Source organism: Vibrio sp. 1159, assembly GCF_033340395.1.
GTDB classification, from domain to species: domain Bacteria; phylum Pseudomonadota; class Gammaproteobacteria; order Enterobacterales; family Vibrionaceae; genus Vibrio; species Vibrio alginolyticus.
In genome coordinates, this window is record NZ_JAWOWL010000057.1 from 1 (window position 1) to 17,742 (window position 17,742).

Below are 17,742 nucleotides of genomic sequence, written 5' to 3' on the forward strand. Positions count from 1 at the left end.
GATACAATGTCATTGATGCACCACATGCCGATCACCGCAGCTCTCGCTTCCGGTATAGCTTGGGTGTGGCTAGTACTGTCGAGAGCTTCTGACGCACTAGTCAAACCAACATTTACCGCATTATAAGATTGGGGAAGTGGGTCAGACAACTCCAACGCTAAATCTTTTAGTTGGGAGCTGGGAACAGGAACACCACCTTTTTCAAGATGGTGTATGATGACAGCGGCAGCATTGGCTGTGTTTAGACACACAGCCAATATACGAGCCTCCAGCTCATCGGCGGGCTGGGCTACCGCAAGCGAGGAAAAGACCGAGAGTAAAGCTGCTGCTATATTACGGCCGAGCGCGCTCATATGTGATGAACTTCACGGGATGGGTCTCACCATCTACCGCAGTTTGAATGGTGATAGACCCTTGACCTGCAACAAACTTTTTGTCGATGTATGACATCGGCAACGTCCGATCGCAGTTATATGGCTTGTGCATTACCGTCATGTGGACTTTTGTGGCAGATGCGAGGGCTTGCACGTACAGCTTTTCTCCACCAATGACAGCTATTCGTTGATCGCTGTCGTGATATTGATTGAGCACCGCACGTAGGTCCGGAACTACCGTGGCTCCAATGACGTCCTCGGGCTTCAAAGTCGAGGACACGACGTAAGATTCGCGCTCCGGAAGAATTCCCTTCTCTTTGATTCGTTCTTCAGCGCCTTCCTTCTTCATTTGCATATCGAGCATGTCTTTGTATGTGTTCTTCCCCATCACACACACTCGAATCTCTTTGGATATGGTGGTGAAGCGCTTCATGTCTTCCTTGCACGTCCAAGGGATTTGGCCATTCCGGCCAAATCCCCCAACAGGATCAACTGCAACAATAATCTCAACTGTTGGCATTAAAACTCAACCCCCAATGGTTGTTGTTCGATGTATTCCTTGCGGAATGTTGCAAGGTCCATCAATTTGATTGACGCCTTGCCGCTATTGTTCAAATCGTGCACTTTTTTGAGTTTGCCGCTGCTGCCGGAAATGCTGGCTGCGATGACGAGAGTTGTTTTTGCTGACACGCTGGTCTGCATTTCACCCCCTTCGGCCTCAATCATCTTCTCCAGCGCACCATCACGGAACCCCGTGATTACAACCTTCTGGCCAGCAAACCGCTTGCCGACGGCCACCTTCTGCTGGAATTTGATAATGGTGCTGATCTTCTCGAACAGCTCAGCATGACTAGCCATGCCCGCCATGATTTTGAAAGCTGTCTTGTCCTTGAACCCTTCAACAGTAACAATGAGGTCACGGTCATCTCCGGCGCCAATATCAAGCAAGGATGACTCTCTGTTGTAAGACTCTAAGAACTTGGACTCAACCAAGTCGCGTCGAACTACATCAATGATATGCTCAGACGAAGGATACCACTCAAAATCCTGCTCTTCCGCCTTCAAGTGCCTTACACGTTGTGCGGTTGAAAAGTTTAACTCACCTTGTTCGGCTAGCATGACGGAATGAGACATTTGGAACACCCTCTTAAGTTTCGATGTTCAAACTATCTCACGCTTTAAAAATCACGCAAATTTTGACATTAATATAGTGTCACTATACTAAATATTTATGGTTTAGTGTGTCCCACGCACTAATCAATCATGAAAAATCACGGTTAACGCCTGACGAACATACAAGGTCCGAGTCAAATGGGGTTATACTCGGGGTCGTCTCAGAAAACGGAATCTATGGTCACTCCCGTTTTTGCAACACCGATTTTGACGACAAGTTGGCTTGCTTGAATCTATCCGGCGTCTGAATGGGATTTTATTCCCGCGCCTTGATGAGTTCCGCGCCTGATGAACCTCCAGAAAATATACGGCTTCAATGAGCCTTTCCGTTTTACAGGTTCCTCAACAGGCCGGTGGGCCGTTAGTATCATCAATATCAGTATTCGCAAAACCAGATCAGTAATTCTTTAAACCGGTGTATTTCTGCCGTTATGCTACATAAGTTTGCTGTCGTGCCGTTAGGGCCCAGGCTATTCTGGCCAGCTTGTTTGCCAGAGCACAAGTGACGACAAAGTTGCTTTTCCGGCACAGTAAATCCCTGACCCAATCGGCCAATTTGCCAGACTGGTGTTCCAGTTTTTGTATGAATACCCTGGCACATTGAACCAACAAAGTTCGGATCTTTTTATTACCTCGCTTACTAATTCCCAGCAATGTCGTCCTACCTCCCGTGCTGTACTGCCGAGGTACAAGCCCTGTTGCCGCCGCAAAGTCACGGCTGCTGGCGTACTGCTTCCCGTCGCCAATCTCAGTTGAAATAGTACTCGCTGTCAGTGTTCCGACGCAGGGAATGCTCAGCAAGCGCTGTCCAACCTCATCTTCGTCCAACTTTCGTTTCAACTGGGATTCCAAATCTTTAATCTGCTCAACAAGATAGTGATAATGCTGTTGTAATTTCAGCAATAACTGGCTGAGGTAAAGAGGCAAACTATTATCCTCAAGAATGGTACTCAGTCGGCTAATAACGGCAGCTCCTCGGGGAACGCTAATGCCAAATTCCAGCAGAAAAGCATGCATTTGATTGGTTGTTTTTACCTTATCCTGAACCAGGGATTCACGGACACGATGCAGAGCCCGCATTGCCTGCTGAGATTCCGTTCTGGGCTGCACAAAACGCATAGACGGACGCGATGCAGCTTCACAAATAGCTTCGGCGTCGACAAAGTCGTTTTTATTGCTTTTAACGAACGGGCGGACAAATTGTGGTGATATCAGCTTTGGGGAATGCCCCAACTCTTCCAACTTGCGTGCCATAAAGTGAGAACCGCCACAGGCTTCCATTGCGATGGTTGTAGCGGGGCATGTCGCCAAAAATTCGATCAACTTTGGCCGGGTAAATTTTTTACGGTAAACAGCCTTCCCGCGACGATCCTGGCAATGAATATGGAAAGAGTTTTTACCCAGATCGATACCAATGAGCGCAATGTTTTCCATGATAGTTCTCCGAATGAAAGCCTGTCCTCAGCATAGTACCGGGAAGGAGGGAGTGACCATCTCATTAAATAAAGCACGCTAAGCCGGTGGCAGCGGTCGCAATGGCCTAAACTTCCCCGCACCGACCTTGGCGCTGCTGCGCCATAGGTAATCGCCGGTCAGGTTGATGTGCTCCCACCCCAGCGGCGACAGATATTGCAACAATGTGTCGTCCAGCGCCGTGCCGTTGCCACGCAAAGCACTGGTGGCACGCTCCAGATATACCGTGTTCCACAACACGATGGCCGCCGTCACCAGATTGAGGCCGCTGGCCCGGTAGCGCTGCTGCTCAAAACTGCGGTCGCGGATTTCACCCAATCGGTAGAAGAAGACCGCCCTGGCCAGCGCGTTGCGCGCCTCGCCCTTATTCAGCCCCGCATGGACGCGGCGGCGCAGCTCCACGCTTTGCAGCCAATCCAAAATGAACAGCGTGCGCTCGATGCGCCCCAGCTCGCGCAACGCCACGGCCAAGCCGTTCTGGCGCGGGTAGCTGCCGAGTTTGCGCAGCATCAGCGAAGCCGTTACCGTGCCTTGCTTGATGGAGGTGGCCAGCCGCAGAATTTCATCCCAATGGGCGCGTATTTGCTTGATGTTCAGCCTGTCGCTGCTAATCATCGGCTTGAGCGCGTCATAGGCGGCATCGCCCTTGGGGATGAATAGCTTGGTTTCGCCCAAGTCACGGATACGCGGCGCGAAGCGAAATCCCAGCAAATGCATCAAGCCAAACACGTGATCGGTGAAGCCTGCCGTGTCGGTGTAGTGTTCCTCGATGCGCAAGTCCGACTCGTGGTACAGCAGGCCATCAAGCACGTAAGTTGAATCACGAATGCCCACGTTGACCACCTTGGCACTGAAGGGCGCGTACTGGTCGGAGATATGGGTGTAGAAAGTCCGTCCTGGACTGCTTCCATACTTCGGGTTGATATGACCAGTGCTTTCTGCTTTGCTGCCGGTTCTGAAGTTCTGGCCGTCCGACGATGACGTGGTGCCGTCACCCCAGTTGCCGGCGAAGGGTTGCCGAAACTGCGCATTCACCAGCTCGGCCAGCGCCGTCGAATAGGTTTCATCGCGGATGTGCCAGGCTTGCAGCCAAGACAGCTTGGCGTAGGTGGTGCCAGGGCAGGACTCGGCCATTTTGGTCAGACCCAGGTTGATCGCGTCGGCCAGGATCGTCGTCAACAGCAAGGTTTTGTCCTTGGCCGTGTCGCTGGTCTTCAGGTGTGTGAAGTGGCGGGTGAAGCCCGTCCATTCATCGACCTCCATCAGCAACTCGGTGATTTTGAGGTGCGGCAGCAGCATAGCTGTCTGGTCGATCATGGCTTGCGCGGCGTCTGGTACTGCCGCGTCCAGCGGCGTGATCTTCAGGCCTGACGCGGTGGTGATGATGGCATCCGGTAAGTCGTTGGCCGCAGCCATGCGGTTGACTGTGGCGAGTTGCGCCTCCAACAATTCCAACCGGTCATGCAGGTATTGGTCGCAGTCGGTGGCCACTGCCAGCGGCAATTCGCTGGCCAGCTTCAAAGTGGCGAACTTCTCGACCGGCACCAGGTATTCGTCGAAGTCCTTGAACTGGCGAGAACCCTGCACCCAGACATCACCGGAGCGCAGCGCGTTCTTCAGCTCCGACAGGGCGCATAACTCGTAGTAACGCCGGTCGATGCCGTCGTCGGTCAGAACCAGCTTTGCCCAGCGCGGCTTGATGAATGCGGTTGGCGCATCGGCGGGCACCTTGCGCGCGCTGTCGCTGTTCATGCCGCGCAGCATGTCGATGGCATCGAGCACACCCTTGGCGGCGGGCGCAGCCCGCAATTTGAGCACGCCCAGGAACTGCGGCGCGTAGCGGCGTAGCGTGGCATAGCTTTCACCGATGTGGTGCAGGAAATCAAAGTCGGCAGGCCGCGCCAATGTTTGCGCTTCGGTGACGCTGGCGGCGAAGGTGTCCCAGGGCATAACGGCCTCGATGGCGGCGAACGGATCGCTGCCGCTTTGCTTGGCCTCAATCAACGCTTGACCGATGCGCCCATACATCCGCACCTTGTCGTTGATCGCCTTGCCGGAAGCCTGGAACTGCTGCTGATGCTTGTTCTTGGCCGCGTTGAACAGCTTGCCGATGATGCGATCGTGAAGGTCGATGATTTCATCGGTGACGGTGGCCATGCCTTCGATGGCCAGCGCTACCAGCGTGGCATAGCGTCGTTGCACCTCGAACTTTGCCAGATCAGCAGGCGTCATCTGGCCACCTTCACGAGCGATTTTGAGCAGGCGGTTCTGGTGAACCTGCCGCTCGATGCCTGCGGGCAGATCAAGTGCTTGCCAGGATTTCAGGCGCTCAATATGTTCGAGCATGTGGCGAGAGTTCGGTTTGGCAGGCGACTGGCGCAGCCATGCCAGCCACGTCACTTTACTGCCGTCCTTGCGCTTGAGAAGTTCGTCCAGGCGCTGACGGTGGGGTGATAACAAAGAATCGGTCAGCGCCGCGTAAATGCGTCGGTTGGCACGGGTGATGGCCTCGGCGCTTGCGCGCTCGATGGCATTCATGGCGGGCAGGATAATGCTCTGCCGCCGCAGATTCTCGACAAGTGCGCTCGCCAGCACGATGCCTTTGTCGGTCTGCAAGGCCAGCTCGGTCAATGTATGCACGGCTTGCCGATAGTGGCTCATGGTGAAGGGCTTGAACCCAAAAACCGTTTGCAGCTCGACCAAGTGCTCCCGCCGTGTCTGTTCGCGCTGGCCGTACTCGCTCCAACTTTCCACTGGCATCTTGAGTTGCGCGGCCACCATGCGCAACAGGGGCGGAAACGGAGGCTCATCGACGCCCAAAAAGGTGCCAGGGAATCGCAAGTAGCAAAGCTGCACAGCGAAGCCCAATCGATTCGCGGCGCCGCGACGCTGACGGATCACCGACAGGTCGGTTTCGTTGAACGTGTAGTGCCGTATCAGTTCGTCTTTGGCATCTGGCAGTGCCAGCAGGCTTTCGCGCTCGGTGGCGGACAGGATTGAGCGGCGTGGCATGGTCAGTCTTCCCGCAGGTACTGGTACAAGGTTTCGCGGCTGATGCCGAAGTCACGGGCCACCAAGGTTTTTTGGTCGCCTGCCGCAACTCGCCGTTTCAACTCGGCAATTTGTTCGCTGTTCAGCGATTTCTTTCGTCCCCGGTAGGCACCGCGCTGCTTGGCCAGCACGATTCCCTCGCGCTGACGTTCGCGGATCAGGGCGCGCTCGAACTCAGCGAAGGCTCCCATGACCGACAGCATCAGATTGGCCATCGGTGAGTCCTCGCCGGTGAACTTCAGCCCTTCTTTGACGAACTCCATGCGCACGCCCCGTTGTGTCAGCCCTTGGACGATGCGGCGCAGGTCATCAAGGTTGCGTGCCAGCCTGTCCATGCTATGCACCACCACGGTGTCGCCCTCGCGGACGAAGGCCAGCAGCCTTTCCAGCTCGGGACGCTGGGTGTCCTTGCCAGAAGCCTTGTCGGTGAACACCCGCGCCACCTGAACACCCTCCAATTGCCGTTCCGGGTTCTGGTCGAAGCTGCTGACGCGGACATAGCCGATGCGTTGACCTTGCAAGATGCCTCCAAAGGCAAAAGTGTCAGGATGAAATCTATTACCTTTGACGGAATATGTCAATCAATAGGAAATTTAACTCTATTCTGACATCGTTTGTCGTTTTCAGAAGACGGCTGCACTGAACGTCAGAAGCCGACTGCACTATAGCAGCGGAGGGGTTGGATCCATCAGGCAACGACGGGCTGCTGCCGGCCATCAGCGGACGCAGGGAGGACTTTCCGCAACCGGCCGTTCGATGCGGCACCGATGGCCTTCGCGCAGGGGTAGTGAATCCGCCAGGATTGACTTGCGCTGCCCTACCTCTCACTAGTGAGGGGCGGCAGCGCATCAAGCGGTGAGCGCACTCCGGCACCGCCAACTTTCAGCACATGCGTGTAAATCATCGTCGTAGAGACGTCGGAATGGCCGAGCAGATCCTGCACGGTTCGAATGTCGTAACCGCTGCGGAGCAAGGCCGTCGCGAACGAGTGGCGGAGGGTGTGCGGTGTGGCGGGCTTCGTGATGCCTGCTTGTTCTACGGCACGTTTGAAGGCGCGCTGAAAGGTCTGGTCATACATGTGATGGCGACGCACGACACCGCTCCGTGGATCGGTCGAATGCGTGTGCTGCGCAAAAACCCAGAACCACGGCCAGGAATGCCCGGCGCGCGGATACTTCCGCTCAAGGGCGTCGGGAAGCGCAACGCCGCTGCGGCCCTCGGCCTGGTCCTTCAGCCACCATGCCCGTGCACGCGACAGCTGCTCGCGCAGGCTGGGTGCCAAGCTCTCGGGTAACATCAAGGCCCGATCCTTGGAGCCCTTGCCCTCCCGCACGATGATCGTGCCGTGATCGAAATCCAGATCCTTGACCCGCAGTTGCAAACCCTCACTGATCCGCATGCCCGTTCCATACAGAAGCTGGGCGAACAAACGATGCTCGCCTTCCAGAAAACCGAGGATGCGAACCACTTCATCCGGGGTCAGCACCACCGGCAAGCGCCGCGACGGCCGAGGTCTTCCGATCTCCTGAAGCCAGGGCAGATCCGTGCACAGCACCTTGCCGTAGAAGAACAGCAAGGCCGCCAATGCCTGACGATGCGTGGAGACCGAAACCTTGCGCTCGTTCGCCAGCCAGGACAGAAATGCCTCGACTTCGCTGCTGCCCAAGGTTGCCGGGTGACGCACACCGTGGAAACGGATGAAGGCACGAACCCAGTGGACATAAGCCTGTTCGGTTGGTAAGCTGTAATGCAAGTAGCGTATGCGCTCACGCAACTGGTCCAGAACCTTGACCGAACGCAGCGGTGGTAACGGCGCAGTGGCGGTTTTCATGGCTTGTTATGACTGTTTTTTTGTACAGTCTATGCCTCGGGCATCCAAGCAGCAAGCGCGTTACGCCGTGGGTCGATGTTTGATGTTATGGAGCAGCAACGATGTTACGCAGCAGGGCAGTCGCCCTAAAACAAAGTTATGCAGCCAAATCCCAACAATTAAGGGTCTTAAAATGGTAAAAGATTGGATTCCCATCTCTCATGATAATTACAAGCAGGTGCAAGGACCGTTCTATCATGGAACCAAAGCCAATTTGGCGATTGGTGACTTGCTAACCACAGGGTTCATCTCTCATTTCGAGGACGGTCGTATTCTTAAGCACATCTACTTTTCAGCCTTGATGGAGCCAGCAGTTTGGGGAGCTGAACTTGCTATGTCACTGTCTGGCCTCGAGGGTCGCGGCTACATATACATAGTTGAGCCAACAGGACCGTTCGAAGACGATCCGAATCTTACGAACAAAAGATTTCCCGGTAATCCAACACAGTCCTATAGAACCTGCGAACCCTTGAGAATTGTTGGCGTTGTTGAAGACTGGGAGGGGCATCCTGTTGAATTAATAAGGGGAATGTTGGATTCGTTGGAGGACTTAAAGCGCCGTGGTTTACACGTCATTGAAGACTAGTCCTTTGCATAACAAAGCCATCAAACCGGACGCCAGAGATTCCGCGCCTGTTGCGCATGGCTTCGCCATTTTATGCGCAATAGGCGCGCCACCCTGTCGCCGTTTATGGCGGCGTTAACCCAAAGGAGTATCGTGAAAATATCACTAATGGCTGCAAAAGCAAGAAATGGGGTTATTGGCTGCGGCTCGGATATCCCGTGGAACGCTAAAGGTGAGCAGCTGCTTTTTAAAGCAATAACTTACAATCAATGGCTCTTAGTCGGCCGTAAAACATTTGAGGCAATGGGGGCTCTCCCAAATAGAAAGTATGCAGTTGTCAGCCGCTCAGGATCGGTAGCTACTAACGATGATGTGGTTGTGTTTCCATCTATAGAAGCAGCAATGAGGGAGCTAAAGACTCTTACGAACCATGTTGTTGTTTCTGGTGGTGGAGAGATCTACAAGAGTCTGATCGCCCATGCCGACACGCTACATATCTCGACAATAGATTCCGAGCCAGAGGGCAATGTTTTCTTTCCGGAAATCCCCAAAGAGTTCAATGTGGTGTTCGAGCAGGAATTTCATTCAAATATAAATTATCGCTATCAAATCTGGCAAAGGGGTTAACCATCCAAGCCATCGGACACATTTTGCTTCGCTGCGCTCAAAACGCAAAATGTGCCGCTGCTTAGCGGCGTTAGATGCACTAAGCACATAATTGCTCACAGCCAAACTATCAGGTCAAGTCTGCTTTTATTATTTTTAAGCGTGCATAATAAGCCCTACACAAATTGGGAGATATATCATGAAAGGCTGGCTTTTTCTTGTTATCGCAATAGTTGGCGAAGTAATCGCAACATCCGCATTAAAATCTAGCGAGGGCTTTACTAAGCTTGCCCCTTCCGCCGTTGTCATAATCGGTTATGGCATCGCATTTTATTTTCTTTCTCTGGTTCTGAAATCCATCCCTGTCGGTGTTGCTTATGCAGTCTGGTCGGGACTCGGCGTCGTCATAATTACAGCCATTGCCTGGTTGCTTCATGGGCAAAAGCTTGATGCGTGGGGCTTTGTAGGTATGGGGCTCATAATTGCTGCCTTTTTGCTCGCCCGATCCCCATCGTGGAAGTCGCTGCGGAGGCCGACGCCATGGTGACGGTGTTCGGCATTCTGAATCTCACCGAGGACTCCTTCTTCGATGAGAGCCGGCGGCTAGACCCCGCCGGCGCTGTCACCGCGGCGATCGAAATGCTGCGAGTCGGATCAGACGTCGTGGATGTCGGACCGGCCGCCAGCCATCCGGACGCGAGGCCTGTATCGCCGGCCGATGAGATCAGACGTATTGCGCCGCTCTTAGACGCCCTGTCCGATCAGATGCACCGTGTTTCAATCGACAGCTTCCAACCGGAAACCCAGCGCTATGCGCTCAAGCGCGGCGTGGGCTACCTGAACGATATCCAAGGATTTCCTGACCCTGCGCTCTATCCCGATATTGCTGAGGCGGACTGCAGGCTGGTGGTTATGCACTCAGCGCAGCGGGATGGCATCGCCACCCGCACCGGTCACCTTCGACCCGAAGACGCGCTCGACGAGATTGTGCGGTTCTTCGAGGCGCGGGTTTCCGCCTTGCGACGGAGCGGGGTCGCTGCCGACCGGCTCATCCTCGATCCGGGGATGGGATTTTTCTTGAGCCCCGCACCGGAAACATCGCTGCACGTGCTGTCGAACCTTCAAAAGCTGAAGTCGGCGTTGGGGCTTCCGCTATTGGTCTCGGTGTCGCGGAAATCCTTCTTGGGCGCCACCGTTGGCCTTCCTGTAAAGGATCTGGGTCCAGCGAGCCTTGCGGCGGAACTTCACGCGATCGGCAATGGCGCTGACTACGTCCGCACCCACGCGCCTGGAGATCTGCGAAGCGCAATCACCTTCTCGGAAACCCTCGCGAAATTTCGCAGTCGCGACGCCAGAGACCGAGGGTTAGATCATGCCTAGCATTCACCTTCCGGCCGCCCGCTAAATATCTCCTTTTGGGTTGTTAATAAAACATCCAATAAGTTGACTGTGCGTGAAAAAGAAAGTTTTGTGTGATGGCGTTGAAGATCGCACCGTTAAGCTCTTATGTGGGATGGTGCAGAGCTCGACGACTACCGATAAAACGCAACCGCCGCAAACAGACAAGAAAAAGCCCCAACTGATAACAGTTGGGGCTTCAGTATTGTGATTGGTGGAGCAATAGCACCCTGAACCCAAAACCTTCTCGCTCAACCGGTAGTGGCTGATAACAACTCGTGAGGGCTATTGCGGGTTAAGCATTTAGCGATGTCTAGGGCCAGACTGGACGTCTGAACGCAAGCCGCTGATACTGTACATAACCACAGTATCAGCGGAGGATACCCATGTCGCTGGCAAGGAACGCCACGGCGAGTCAATCGCCCACTCAAACAAACGGTTACGAACGCCACCAACCCGACCAGACGCTGCTCTACCAGCTGGTTGAGCAGCACTACCCAGCCTTCAAAGCCTCACTCGAAGCCCAAGGTCAACACCTGCCTCGCTACATCCAACAAGAATTCAACGACCTCCTCCAATGTGGCCGTCTGGAGTATGGTTTCATGCGGGTTCGCTGCGAGGATTGTCATCACGAGCGTCTGGTCGCCTTCAGCTGTAAACGACGCGGCTTTTGCCCTAGCTGCGGTGCCCGCCGGATGGCCGAGAGTGCGGCGCTGCTGATAGACGAAGTCTTCCCCAAGGAGCCCATTCGCCAGTGGGTGCTCAGCTTTCCTTTCCAGCTACGCTTTTTGCTGGCTCGCCATCCCCAGCTGATGGGCCAGGTCTTGAGTATCGTCTATCGTACACTCTCAACTCATCTGATCAAAAAAGCCGGTTACACCAAAGCCTCTGCACAAACTGGCTCAGTGACTCTTATCCAACGCTTTGGCTCCGCGCTAAATCTCAATGTCCACTACCACATGCTGTTTCTCGATGGTGTCTATGCCGAAGATGACTATGGCAAGCAACGCTTCCATCGTGTCAAGGCACCCACTTACGATGAGCTGAATACGCTCGCTCACACCCTCAGCCATCGCATCGCTCGCTGCATGGAAAAGCGTGGGATTTTGGAGCGTGATGCCGAGAATACGTGGTTGACACTGGAAGAGGGCGAAGACGATACGCTGACTCAATTACATGGTGCTTCGGTTACGTATCGCATTGCCGTCGGCCCCCAGCAAGGGCGCAAAGTCTTCACCCTGCAAACCTTGCCAGGGCGTGAGGATAAAGCCGACTCAAGCAGTCGAGTAGCCAACCATGCTGGTTTCTCGCTACACGCCGGTGTGATGGCCGAAGCGCATCAGCGGGATAAGCTTGAGCGCTTGTGTCGCTACATTAGTCGGCCAGCGGTTTCAGAAAAACGTCTGGCATTAACCGCCAATGGGCAGGTGCGTTACGAGCTCAAAACTCCGTACCGCAATGGCACCACCCATGTGATCTTCGAGCCGCTGGACTTCATCGCCAAACTCGCTGCGTTGGTACCTAAGCCGCGAGTCAACCTCACACGCTTCCACGGCGTCTTTGCACCGAACAGCAAACACCGAGTTCAAGTAACACCCGCCAAGCGGGGCAAGAAGCCCGACAAATCGGAAGGTCTCGATACTAACTGGCGTGACAAGAGTCCTGCAGAGCGCCACCGCGCCATGACCTGGATGCAACGCCTCAAGCGAGTCTTCAATATTGATATTGAAGTCTGCGAACACTGCGGCGGTCACGTCAAAGTGATTGCCAGCATCGAAGATCCGAAGGTCATTGAGCAGATTCTCAAGCATCTGAAACAGAAAACAGCCAAGGCGAATGCCGCCAAGCAGCGTGAGCTGCCACCAGAACGAGCGCCGCCACTGACTCCCAGCCTGTTCGATCCATCACAGAGTCGTCTCTTTGACTGACGACCCCAAATCCAACACTGCTCAACACTGCCAACTTTTAAACGGGGCGGTGGGGCAGTTTGTATCTCTCGAGCTATCAGGCTAGAGATTTTACCGCCAAATCGAACCTTATTAGAGCGGTTTAGGCTGGACCGGCAGTTAAAATTGGGGCTTGAGCGGTAAACGAGTGAGGGAATTTCAGGTAAGATACTTCGGATGAGGAGCAAAAAGGTGGTTTATACTTCCTATACCCGTAAAATAATAGTAAGAAAAGTAGTAAAAAGGGGTTCTAATTATGATTAATAAAATTGATTTCAAAGCTAAGAATCTAACATCAAATGCAGGTCTTTTTCTGCTCCTTGAGAATGCAAAAAGCAATGGGATTTTTGATTTTATTGAAAATGACCTCGTATTTGATAATGACTCAACAAATAAAATCAAGATGAATCATATAAAGACCATGCTCTGCGGTCACTTCATTGGCATTGATAAGTTAGAACGTCTAAAGCTACTTCAAAATGATCCCCTCGTCAACGAGTTTGATATTTCCGTAAAAGAACCTGAAACAGTGTCACGGTTTCTAGGAAACTTCAACTTCAAGACAACCCAAATGTTTAGAGACATTAATTTTAAAGTCTTTAAAAAACTGCTCACTAAAAGTAAATTGACATCCATTACGATTGATATTGATAGTAGTGTAATTAACGTAGAAGGTCATCAAGAAGGTGCGTCAAAAGGATATAATCCTAAGAAACTGGGAAACCGATGCTACAATATCCAATTTGCATTTTGCGACGAATTAAAAGCATATGTTACCGGATTTGTAAGAAGTGGCAATACTTACACTGCAAACGGTGCTGCGGAAATGATCAAAGAAATTGTTGCTAACATCAAATCAGACGATTTAGAAATTTTATTTCGAATGGATAGTGGCTACTTTGATGAAAAAATTATCGAAACGATAGAATCTCTTGGATGCAAATATTTAATTAAAGCCAAAAGTTATTCTACACTCACCTCACAAGCAACGAATTCATCAATTGTATTCGTTAAAGGAGAAGAAGGTAGAGAAACTACAGAACTGTATACAAAATTAGTTAAATGGGAAAAAGACAGAAGATTTGTCGTATCTCGCGTACTGAAACCAGAAAAAGAAAGAGCACAATTATCACTTTTAGAAGGTTCCGAATACGACTACTTTTTCTTTGTAACAAATACTACCTTGCTTTCTGAAAAAGTAGTTATATACTATGAAAAGCGTGGTAATGCTGAAAACTATATCAAAGAAGCCAAATACGACATGGCGGTGGGTCATCTCTTGCTAAAGTCATTTTGGGCGAATGAAGCCGTGTTTCAAATGATGATGCTTTCATATAACCTATTTTTGTTGTTCAAGTTTGATTCCTTGGACTCTTCAGAATACAGACAGCAAATAAAGACCTTTCGTTTGAAGTATGTATTTCTTGCAGCAAAAATAATCAAAACCGCAAGATATGTAATCATGAAGTTGTCGGAAAACTATCCGTACAAGGGAGTGTATGAAAAATGTCTGGTATAATAAGAATATCATCAATAAAATTGAGTGTTGCTCTGTGGATAACTTGCAGAGTTTATTAAGTATCATTGCAGCAAAGATGAAATCAATGATTTATCAAAAATGATTGAAAGGTGGTTGTAAATAATGTTACAATGTGTGAGAAGCAGTCTAAATTCTTCGTGAAATAGTGATTTTTGAAGCTAATAAAAAACACACGTGGAATTTAGGGACTATTCATGTTGTTGTTATTTCGTATCTTCCAGAATAAGGAATCCCATGGTTAAAAAATCACTGCGCCAGTTCACGCTGATGGCGACGGCAACCGTCACGCTGTTGTTAGGAAGTGTGCCGCTGTATGCGCAAACGGCGGACGTACAGCAAAAACTTGCCGAATTAGAGCGGCAGTCGGGAGGCAGACTGGGTGTGGCATTGATTAACACAGCAGATAATTCGCAAATACTTTATCGTGCTGATGAGCGCTTTGCGATGTGCAGCACCAGTAAAGTGATGGCCGCGGCCGCGGTGCTGAAGAAAAGTGAAAGCGAACCGAATCTGTTAAATCAGCGAGTTGAGATCAAAAAATCTGACCTTGTTAACTATAATCCGATTGCGGAAAAGCACGTCAATGGGACGATGTCACTGGCTGAGCTTAGCGCGGCCGCGCTACAGTACAGCGATAACGTGGCGATGAATAAGCTGATTGCTCACGTTGGCGGCCCGGCTAGCGTCACCGCGTTCGCCCGACAGCTGGGAGACGAAACGTTCCGTCTCGACCGTACCGAGCCGACGTTAAACACCGCCATTCCGGGCGATCCGCGTGATACCACTTCACCTCGGGCAATGGCGCAAACTCTGCGGAATCTGACGCTGGGTAAAGCATTGGGCGACAGCCAACGGGCGCAGCTGGTGACATGGATGAAAGGCAATACCACCGGTGCAGCGAGCATTCAGGCTGGACTGCCTGCTTCCTGGGTTGTGGGGGATAAAACCGGCAGCGGTGGCTATGGCACCACCAACGATATCGCGGTGATCTGGCCAAAAGATCGTGCGCCGCTGATTCTGGTCACTTACTTCACCCAGCCTCAACCTAAGGCAGAAAGCCGTCGCGATGTATTAGCGTCGGCGGCTAAAATCGTCACCGACGGTTTGTAATAGCGGAAACGGAATGGGGAAACTCATTCCGTTTTTGTTTATCGCCTTAGACGGCAAAAGTGCTGTCGCCCACCTGCGCTTGCGCATACCAGGCCATAAGCTCCGTGGTTCCTGGTTCTCCTTCCGCTGGAGCCCAGTGCGCATAGTCATCGGCAGCCACGGGTTGATAGCCACCGTGTTTTACTTCAAAAATTATGCCACCGGTATCCAGCGACAGCACGGCATGCCAGGTTCCTGCGGCCATCTCCAGCACCGTACAGGTTTCCCCCAATATCGCCCGATGGGTGACGGTACCCCGATCGTCAAAATTCAGCACCACGAAACGACCCCTTAATGGCAACAGTAGCTCGAAGGTGTGAGGGTGTCGGTGCGGGCGCACGTAGGTCCCAGGTCATATTCCTTCCGGCGTCCGGCATTTTACCGCCAGACAGCTCGGGATTCGTGATATCACCGTTCTTGCAGAATACGGTCAGAGGGAAAATACCCGCCGTGAGCATGCAGCGCTGATACGTCAGCACTATCAGTATCGTGAATTTGCCTGGCCCTGGACATTTCGCCTTACCCGTCTTTTATATACCCGGAGCTGGATAAGCAACGAACGTCCTGGCCTGCTTTTCGATCTGGCGACAGGGTGGCTTATGCAACATCGTATTATTCTCCCCGGAGCCACTACGCTGACCCGGTTGATTTCAGAGGTAAGGGAAAAGGCGACGTTGCGCCTGTGGAACAAACTGGCACTGATACCGTCAGCCGAACAGCGTTCACAGCTGGAGATGCTGCTGGGGCCAACTGATTGCAGCCGCCTGTCTTTACTGGAATCACTGAAAAAGGGCCCTGTGACCATCAGTGGTCCGGCGTTTAATGAAGCAATTGAACGCTGGAAAACTCTGAACGATTTTGGCCTGCATGCTGAAAACCTGAGTACACTCCCGGCTGTGCGCCTGAAAAATCTCGCACGTTATGCTGGTATGACTTCGGTGTTCAATATTGCCAGGATGTCACCGCAGAAAAGGATGGCGGTTCTGGTTGCCTTTGTCCTTGCATGGGAAACGCTGGCGCTGGATGATGCATTGGACGTTCTGGACGCCATGCTGGCCGTTATCATCCGTGACGCCAGAAAGATTGGGCAGAAAAAACGGCTCCGCTCGCTGAAGGATCTGGATAAATCTGCATTGGCGCTCGCCAGCGCATGTTCGTACCTGCTGAAAGAAGAAACACCGGACGAATCGATTCGTGCTGAGGTGTTCAGCTACATCCCAAGGCAAAAGCTGGCTGAAATCATCACGCTTGTCCGTGAAATTGCCCGGCCCTCAGACGATAATTTTCATGAAGAAATGGTGGAGCAGTACGGGCGCGTTCGTCGTTTCCTGCCCCATCTGCTGAATACCGTTAAATTTTCATCCGCACCTGCCGGGGTTACCACTCTGAATGCCTGTGACTACCTCAGCCGGGAGTTCAGCTCACGGCGGCAGTTTTTTGACGACGCACCAACGGAAATTATCAGTCGGTCATGGAAACGGCTGGTGATTAACAAGGAAAAACATATCACCCGCAGGGGATACACGCTCTGCTTTCTCAGTAAACTGCAGGATAGTCTGAGGCGGAGGGATGTCTACGTTACCGGCAGTAACCGGTGGGGAGATCCTCGTGCAAGATTACTACAGGGTGCTGACTGGCAGGCAAACCGGATTAAGGTTTATCGTTCTTTGGGGCACCCGACAGACCCGCAGGAAGCAATAAAATCTCTGGGTCATCAGCTTGATAGTCGTTACAGACAGGTTGCTGCACGTCTTTGCGAAAATGAGGCTGTCGAACTCGATGTTTCTGGCCCGAAGCCCCGGTTGACAATTTCTCCCCTCGCCAGTCTTGATGAGCCGGACAGTCTGAAACGACTGAGCAAAATGATCAGTGATCTACTCCCTCCGGTGGATTTAACGGAGTTGCTGCTCGAAATTAACGCCCATACCGGATTTGCTGATGAGTTTTTCCATGCTAGTGAAGCCAGTGCCAGAGTTGATGATCTGCCCGTCAGCATCAGCGCCGTGCTGATGGCTGAAGCCTGCAATATCGGTCTGGAACCACTGATCAGATCAAATGTTCCTGCACTGACCCGACACCGGCTGAACTGGACAAAAGCGAACTATCTGCGGGCTGAAACTATCACCAGCGCTAATGCCAGACTGGTTGATTTTCAGGCAACGCTGCCACTGGCACAGATATGGGGTGGAGGAGAAGTGGCATCTGCAGATGGAATGCGCTTTGTTACGCCAGTCAGAACAATCAATGCCGGACCGAACCGCAAATACTTTGGTAATAACAGAGGGATCACCTGGTACAACTTTGTGTCCGATCAGTATTCCGGCTTTCATGGCATCGTTATACCGGGGACGCTGAGGGACTCTATCTTTGTGCTGGAAGGTCTTCTGGAACAGGAGACCGGGCTGAATCCAACCGAAATTATGACCGATACAGCAGGTGCCAGCGAACTTGTCTTTGGCCTTTTCTGGCTGCTGGGATACCAGTTTTCTCCACGCCTGGCTGATGCCGGTGCTTCGGTTTTCTGGCGAATGGACCATGATGCCGACTATGGCGTGCTGAATGATATTGCCAGAGGGCAATCAGATCCCCGAAAAATA

At 52.3% G+C, this 17,742-nt stretch carries 15 protein-coding genes and 1 pseudogene; 8 read left to right on the top strand and 8 right to left on the bottom strand.

What is annotated here, in order from left to right:
* From R7127_RS25145 to intI1, 7 genes are all read right to left on the bottom strand, one after another.
* A partial coding sequence (locus tag R7127_RS25145) for a hypothetical protein (RefSeq protein WP_318148611.1) occupies window positions 1-257 on the bottom strand: 257 nt, incomplete at its 3' end.
* 76 nt (window positions 258-333) lie between these two features.
* Window positions 334-894 (bottom strand): trimethoprim-resistant dihydrofolate reductase DfrA23, encoded by a 561-nt coding sequence (gene dfrA23 / locus R7127_RS25150; protein WP_001143450.1) that lies wholly within the window; start codon window positions 892-894, stop codon window positions 334-336.
* Entirely contained in the window at window positions 894-1,508 is a 615-nt protein-coding gene (locus tag R7127_RS25155) for a BRCT domain-containing protein (protein ID WP_000019884.1), read from the bottom strand. Before R7127_RS25155 ends, dfrA23 begins: the two co-directional genes overlap by 1 nt.
* A gap of 468 nt (window positions 1,509-1,976) precedes the next feature.
* Entirely contained in the window at window positions 1,977-2,981 is a 1,005-nt protein-coding gene (locus tag R7127_RS25160; RefSeq protein ID WP_000427623.1) for an IS110-like element IS4321 family transposase, read from the bottom strand.
* A 78-nt stretch (window positions 2,982-3,059) separates the two neighbouring features.
* Window positions 3,060-6,032 (bottom strand): Tn3 family transposase, encoded by a 2,973-nt coding sequence (locus R7127_RS25165; RefSeq protein ID WP_001138073.1) that lies wholly within the window; start codon window positions 6,030-6,032, stop codon window positions 3,060-3,062.
* A gap of 2 nt (window positions 6,033-6,034) precedes the next feature.
* Complete coding sequence (locus R7127_RS25170; protein WP_001162012.1) at window positions 6,035-6,592, bottom strand: recombinase family protein; 558 nt, start codon at window positions 6,590-6,592, stop codon at window positions 6,035-6,037.
* Window positions 6,593-6,888: 296 nt separating this feature from the next.
* On the bottom strand, window positions 6,889-7,902 hold the full coding sequence (gene intI1 / locus R7127_RS25175; RefSeq protein WP_000845039.1) for a class 1 integron integrase IntI1: 1,014 nt from the start codon (window positions 7,900-7,902) through the stop codon (window positions 6,889-6,891).
* A gap of 172 nt (window positions 7,903-8,074) precedes the next feature.
* On the opposite strand from intI1, the gene R7127_RS25180 reads away from it, so the two are divergent.
* The 7 genes from R7127_RS25180 to R7127_RS25210 all read left to right on the top strand — a co-directional run bounded on the left by R7127_RS25180 (window position 8,075) and on the right by R7127_RS25210 (window position 15,106).
* Window positions 8,075-8,527 (top strand): NAD(+)--rifampin ADP-ribosyltransferase Arr-3, encoded by a 453-nt coding sequence (locus R7127_RS25180; protein WP_001749986.1) that lies wholly within the window; start codon window positions 8,075-8,077, stop codon window positions 8,525-8,527.
* Between the two features lie 132 nt (window positions 8,528-8,659).
* On the top strand, window positions 8,660-9,133 hold the full coding sequence (dfrA27, locus tag R7127_RS25185) for a trimethoprim-resistant dihydrofolate reductase DfrA27 (RefSeq protein ID WP_001749985.1): 474 nt from the start codon (window positions 8,660-8,662) through the stop codon (window positions 9,131-9,133).
* A gap of 178 nt (window positions 9,134-9,311) precedes the next feature.
* Window positions 9,312-9,659: a quaternary ammonium compound efflux SMR transporter QacE delta 1 gene (locus R7127_RS25190; protein WP_000679427.1), complete on the top strand. Its 348-nt coding sequence runs from the start codon at window positions 9,312-9,314 to the stop codon at window positions 9,657-9,659.
* The gene (gene sul1, locus R7127_RS25195; RefSeq protein WP_000259031.1) at window positions 9,653-10,492 is read left to right on the top strand and encodes a sulfonamide-resistant dihydropteroate synthase Sul1; all 840 of its coding nucleotides are present in this window, start codon (window positions 9,653-9,655) and stop codon (window positions 10,490-10,492) included. Before R7127_RS25190 ends, sul1 begins: the two co-directional genes overlap by 7 nt.
* A gap of 404 nt (window positions 10,493-10,896) precedes the next feature.
* Window positions 10,897-12,438 carry an IS91-like element ISCR1 family transposase gene (locus R7127_RS25200; protein ID WP_000050481.1) on the top strand — a complete coding sequence of 514 codons (1,542 nt, stop codon included), beginning with the start codon at window positions 10,897-10,899 and terminating at the stop codon, window positions 12,436-12,438.
* A gap of 274 nt (window positions 12,439-12,712) precedes the next feature.
* Window positions 12,713-13,975: an IS1380-like element ISEcp1 family transposase gene (locus R7127_RS25205; RefSeq protein ID WP_000608644.1), complete on the top strand. Its 1,263-nt coding sequence runs from the start codon at window positions 12,713-12,715 to the stop codon at window positions 13,973-13,975.
* A gap of 255 nt (window positions 13,976-14,230) precedes the next feature.
* Window positions 14,231-15,106 carry an extended-spectrum class A beta-lactamase CTX-M-15 gene (locus tag R7127_RS25210; protein ID WP_000239590.1) on the top strand — a complete coding sequence of 292 codons (876 nt, stop codon included), beginning with the start codon at window positions 14,231-14,233 and terminating at the stop codon, window positions 15,104-15,106.
* A 46-nt stretch (window positions 15,107-15,152) separates the two neighbouring features.
* Here R7127_RS25210 and R7127_RS25215 read toward each other — a convergent pair whose 3' ends face one another.
* Window positions 15,153-15,485 (bottom strand): WbuC family cupin fold metalloprotein, encoded by a 333-nt coding sequence (locus R7127_RS25215; protein WP_001393253.1) that lies wholly within the window; start codon window positions 15,483-15,485, stop codon window positions 15,153-15,155.
* A gap of 25 nt (window positions 15,486-15,510) precedes the next feature.
* Between R7127_RS25215 and R7127_RS25220 the strand changes: the two are divergent.
* Window positions 15,511-17,742, top strand: a pseudogene (locus R7127_RS25220) (Tn3-like element Tn3 family transposase); the annotation flags it as partial.

What these genes read in the sequence shown, in the direction of transcription:
- dfrA23 (WP_001143450.1), bottom strand. Translation starts at nt 894, where the DNA reads ATGCCAACAGTTGAGATTATTGTTGCAGTTGATCCTGTTGGGGGATTT.
- R7127_RS25155 (WP_000019884.1), bottom strand. Translation starts at nt 1,508, where the DNA reads ATGTCTCATTCCGTCATGCTAGCCGAACAAGGTGAGTTAAACTTTTCA.
- R7127_RS25160 (WP_000427623.1), bottom strand. Translation starts at nt 2,981, where the DNA reads ATGGAAAACATTGCGCTCATTGGTATCGATCTGGGTAAAAACTCTTTC.
- R7127_RS25165 (WP_001138073.1), bottom strand. Translation starts at nt 6,032, where the DNA reads ATGCCACGCCGCTCAATCCTGTCCGCCACCGAGCGCGAAAGCCTGCTG.
- intI1 (WP_000845039.1), bottom strand. Translation starts at nt 7,902, where the DNA reads ATGAAAACCGCCACTGCGCCGTTACCACCGCTGCGTTCGGTCAAGGTT.
- R7127_RS25180 (WP_001749986.1), top strand. Translation starts at nt 8,075, where the DNA reads ATGGTAAAAGATTGGATTCCCATCTCTCATGATAATTACAAGCAGGTG.
- R7127_RS25190 (WP_000679427.1), top strand. Translation starts at nt 9,312, where the DNA reads ATGAAAGGCTGGCTTTTTCTTGTTATCGCAATAGTTGGCGAAGTAATC.
- sul1 (WP_000259031.1), top strand. Translation starts at nt 9,653, where the DNA reads ATGGTGACGGTGTTCGGCATTCTGAATCTCACCGAGGACTCCTTCTTC.
- R7127_RS25200 (WP_000050481.1), top strand. Translation starts at nt 10,897, where the DNA reads ATGTCGCTGGCAAGGAACGCCACGGCGAGTCAATCGCCCACTCAAACA.
- R7127_RS25205 (WP_000608644.1), top strand. Translation starts at nt 12,713, where the DNA reads ATGATTAATAAAATTGATTTCAAAGCTAAGAATCTAACATCAAATGCA.
- R7127_RS25210 (WP_000239590.1), top strand. Translation starts at nt 14,231, where the DNA reads ATGGTTAAAAAATCACTGCGCCAGTTCACGCTGATGGCGACGGCAACC.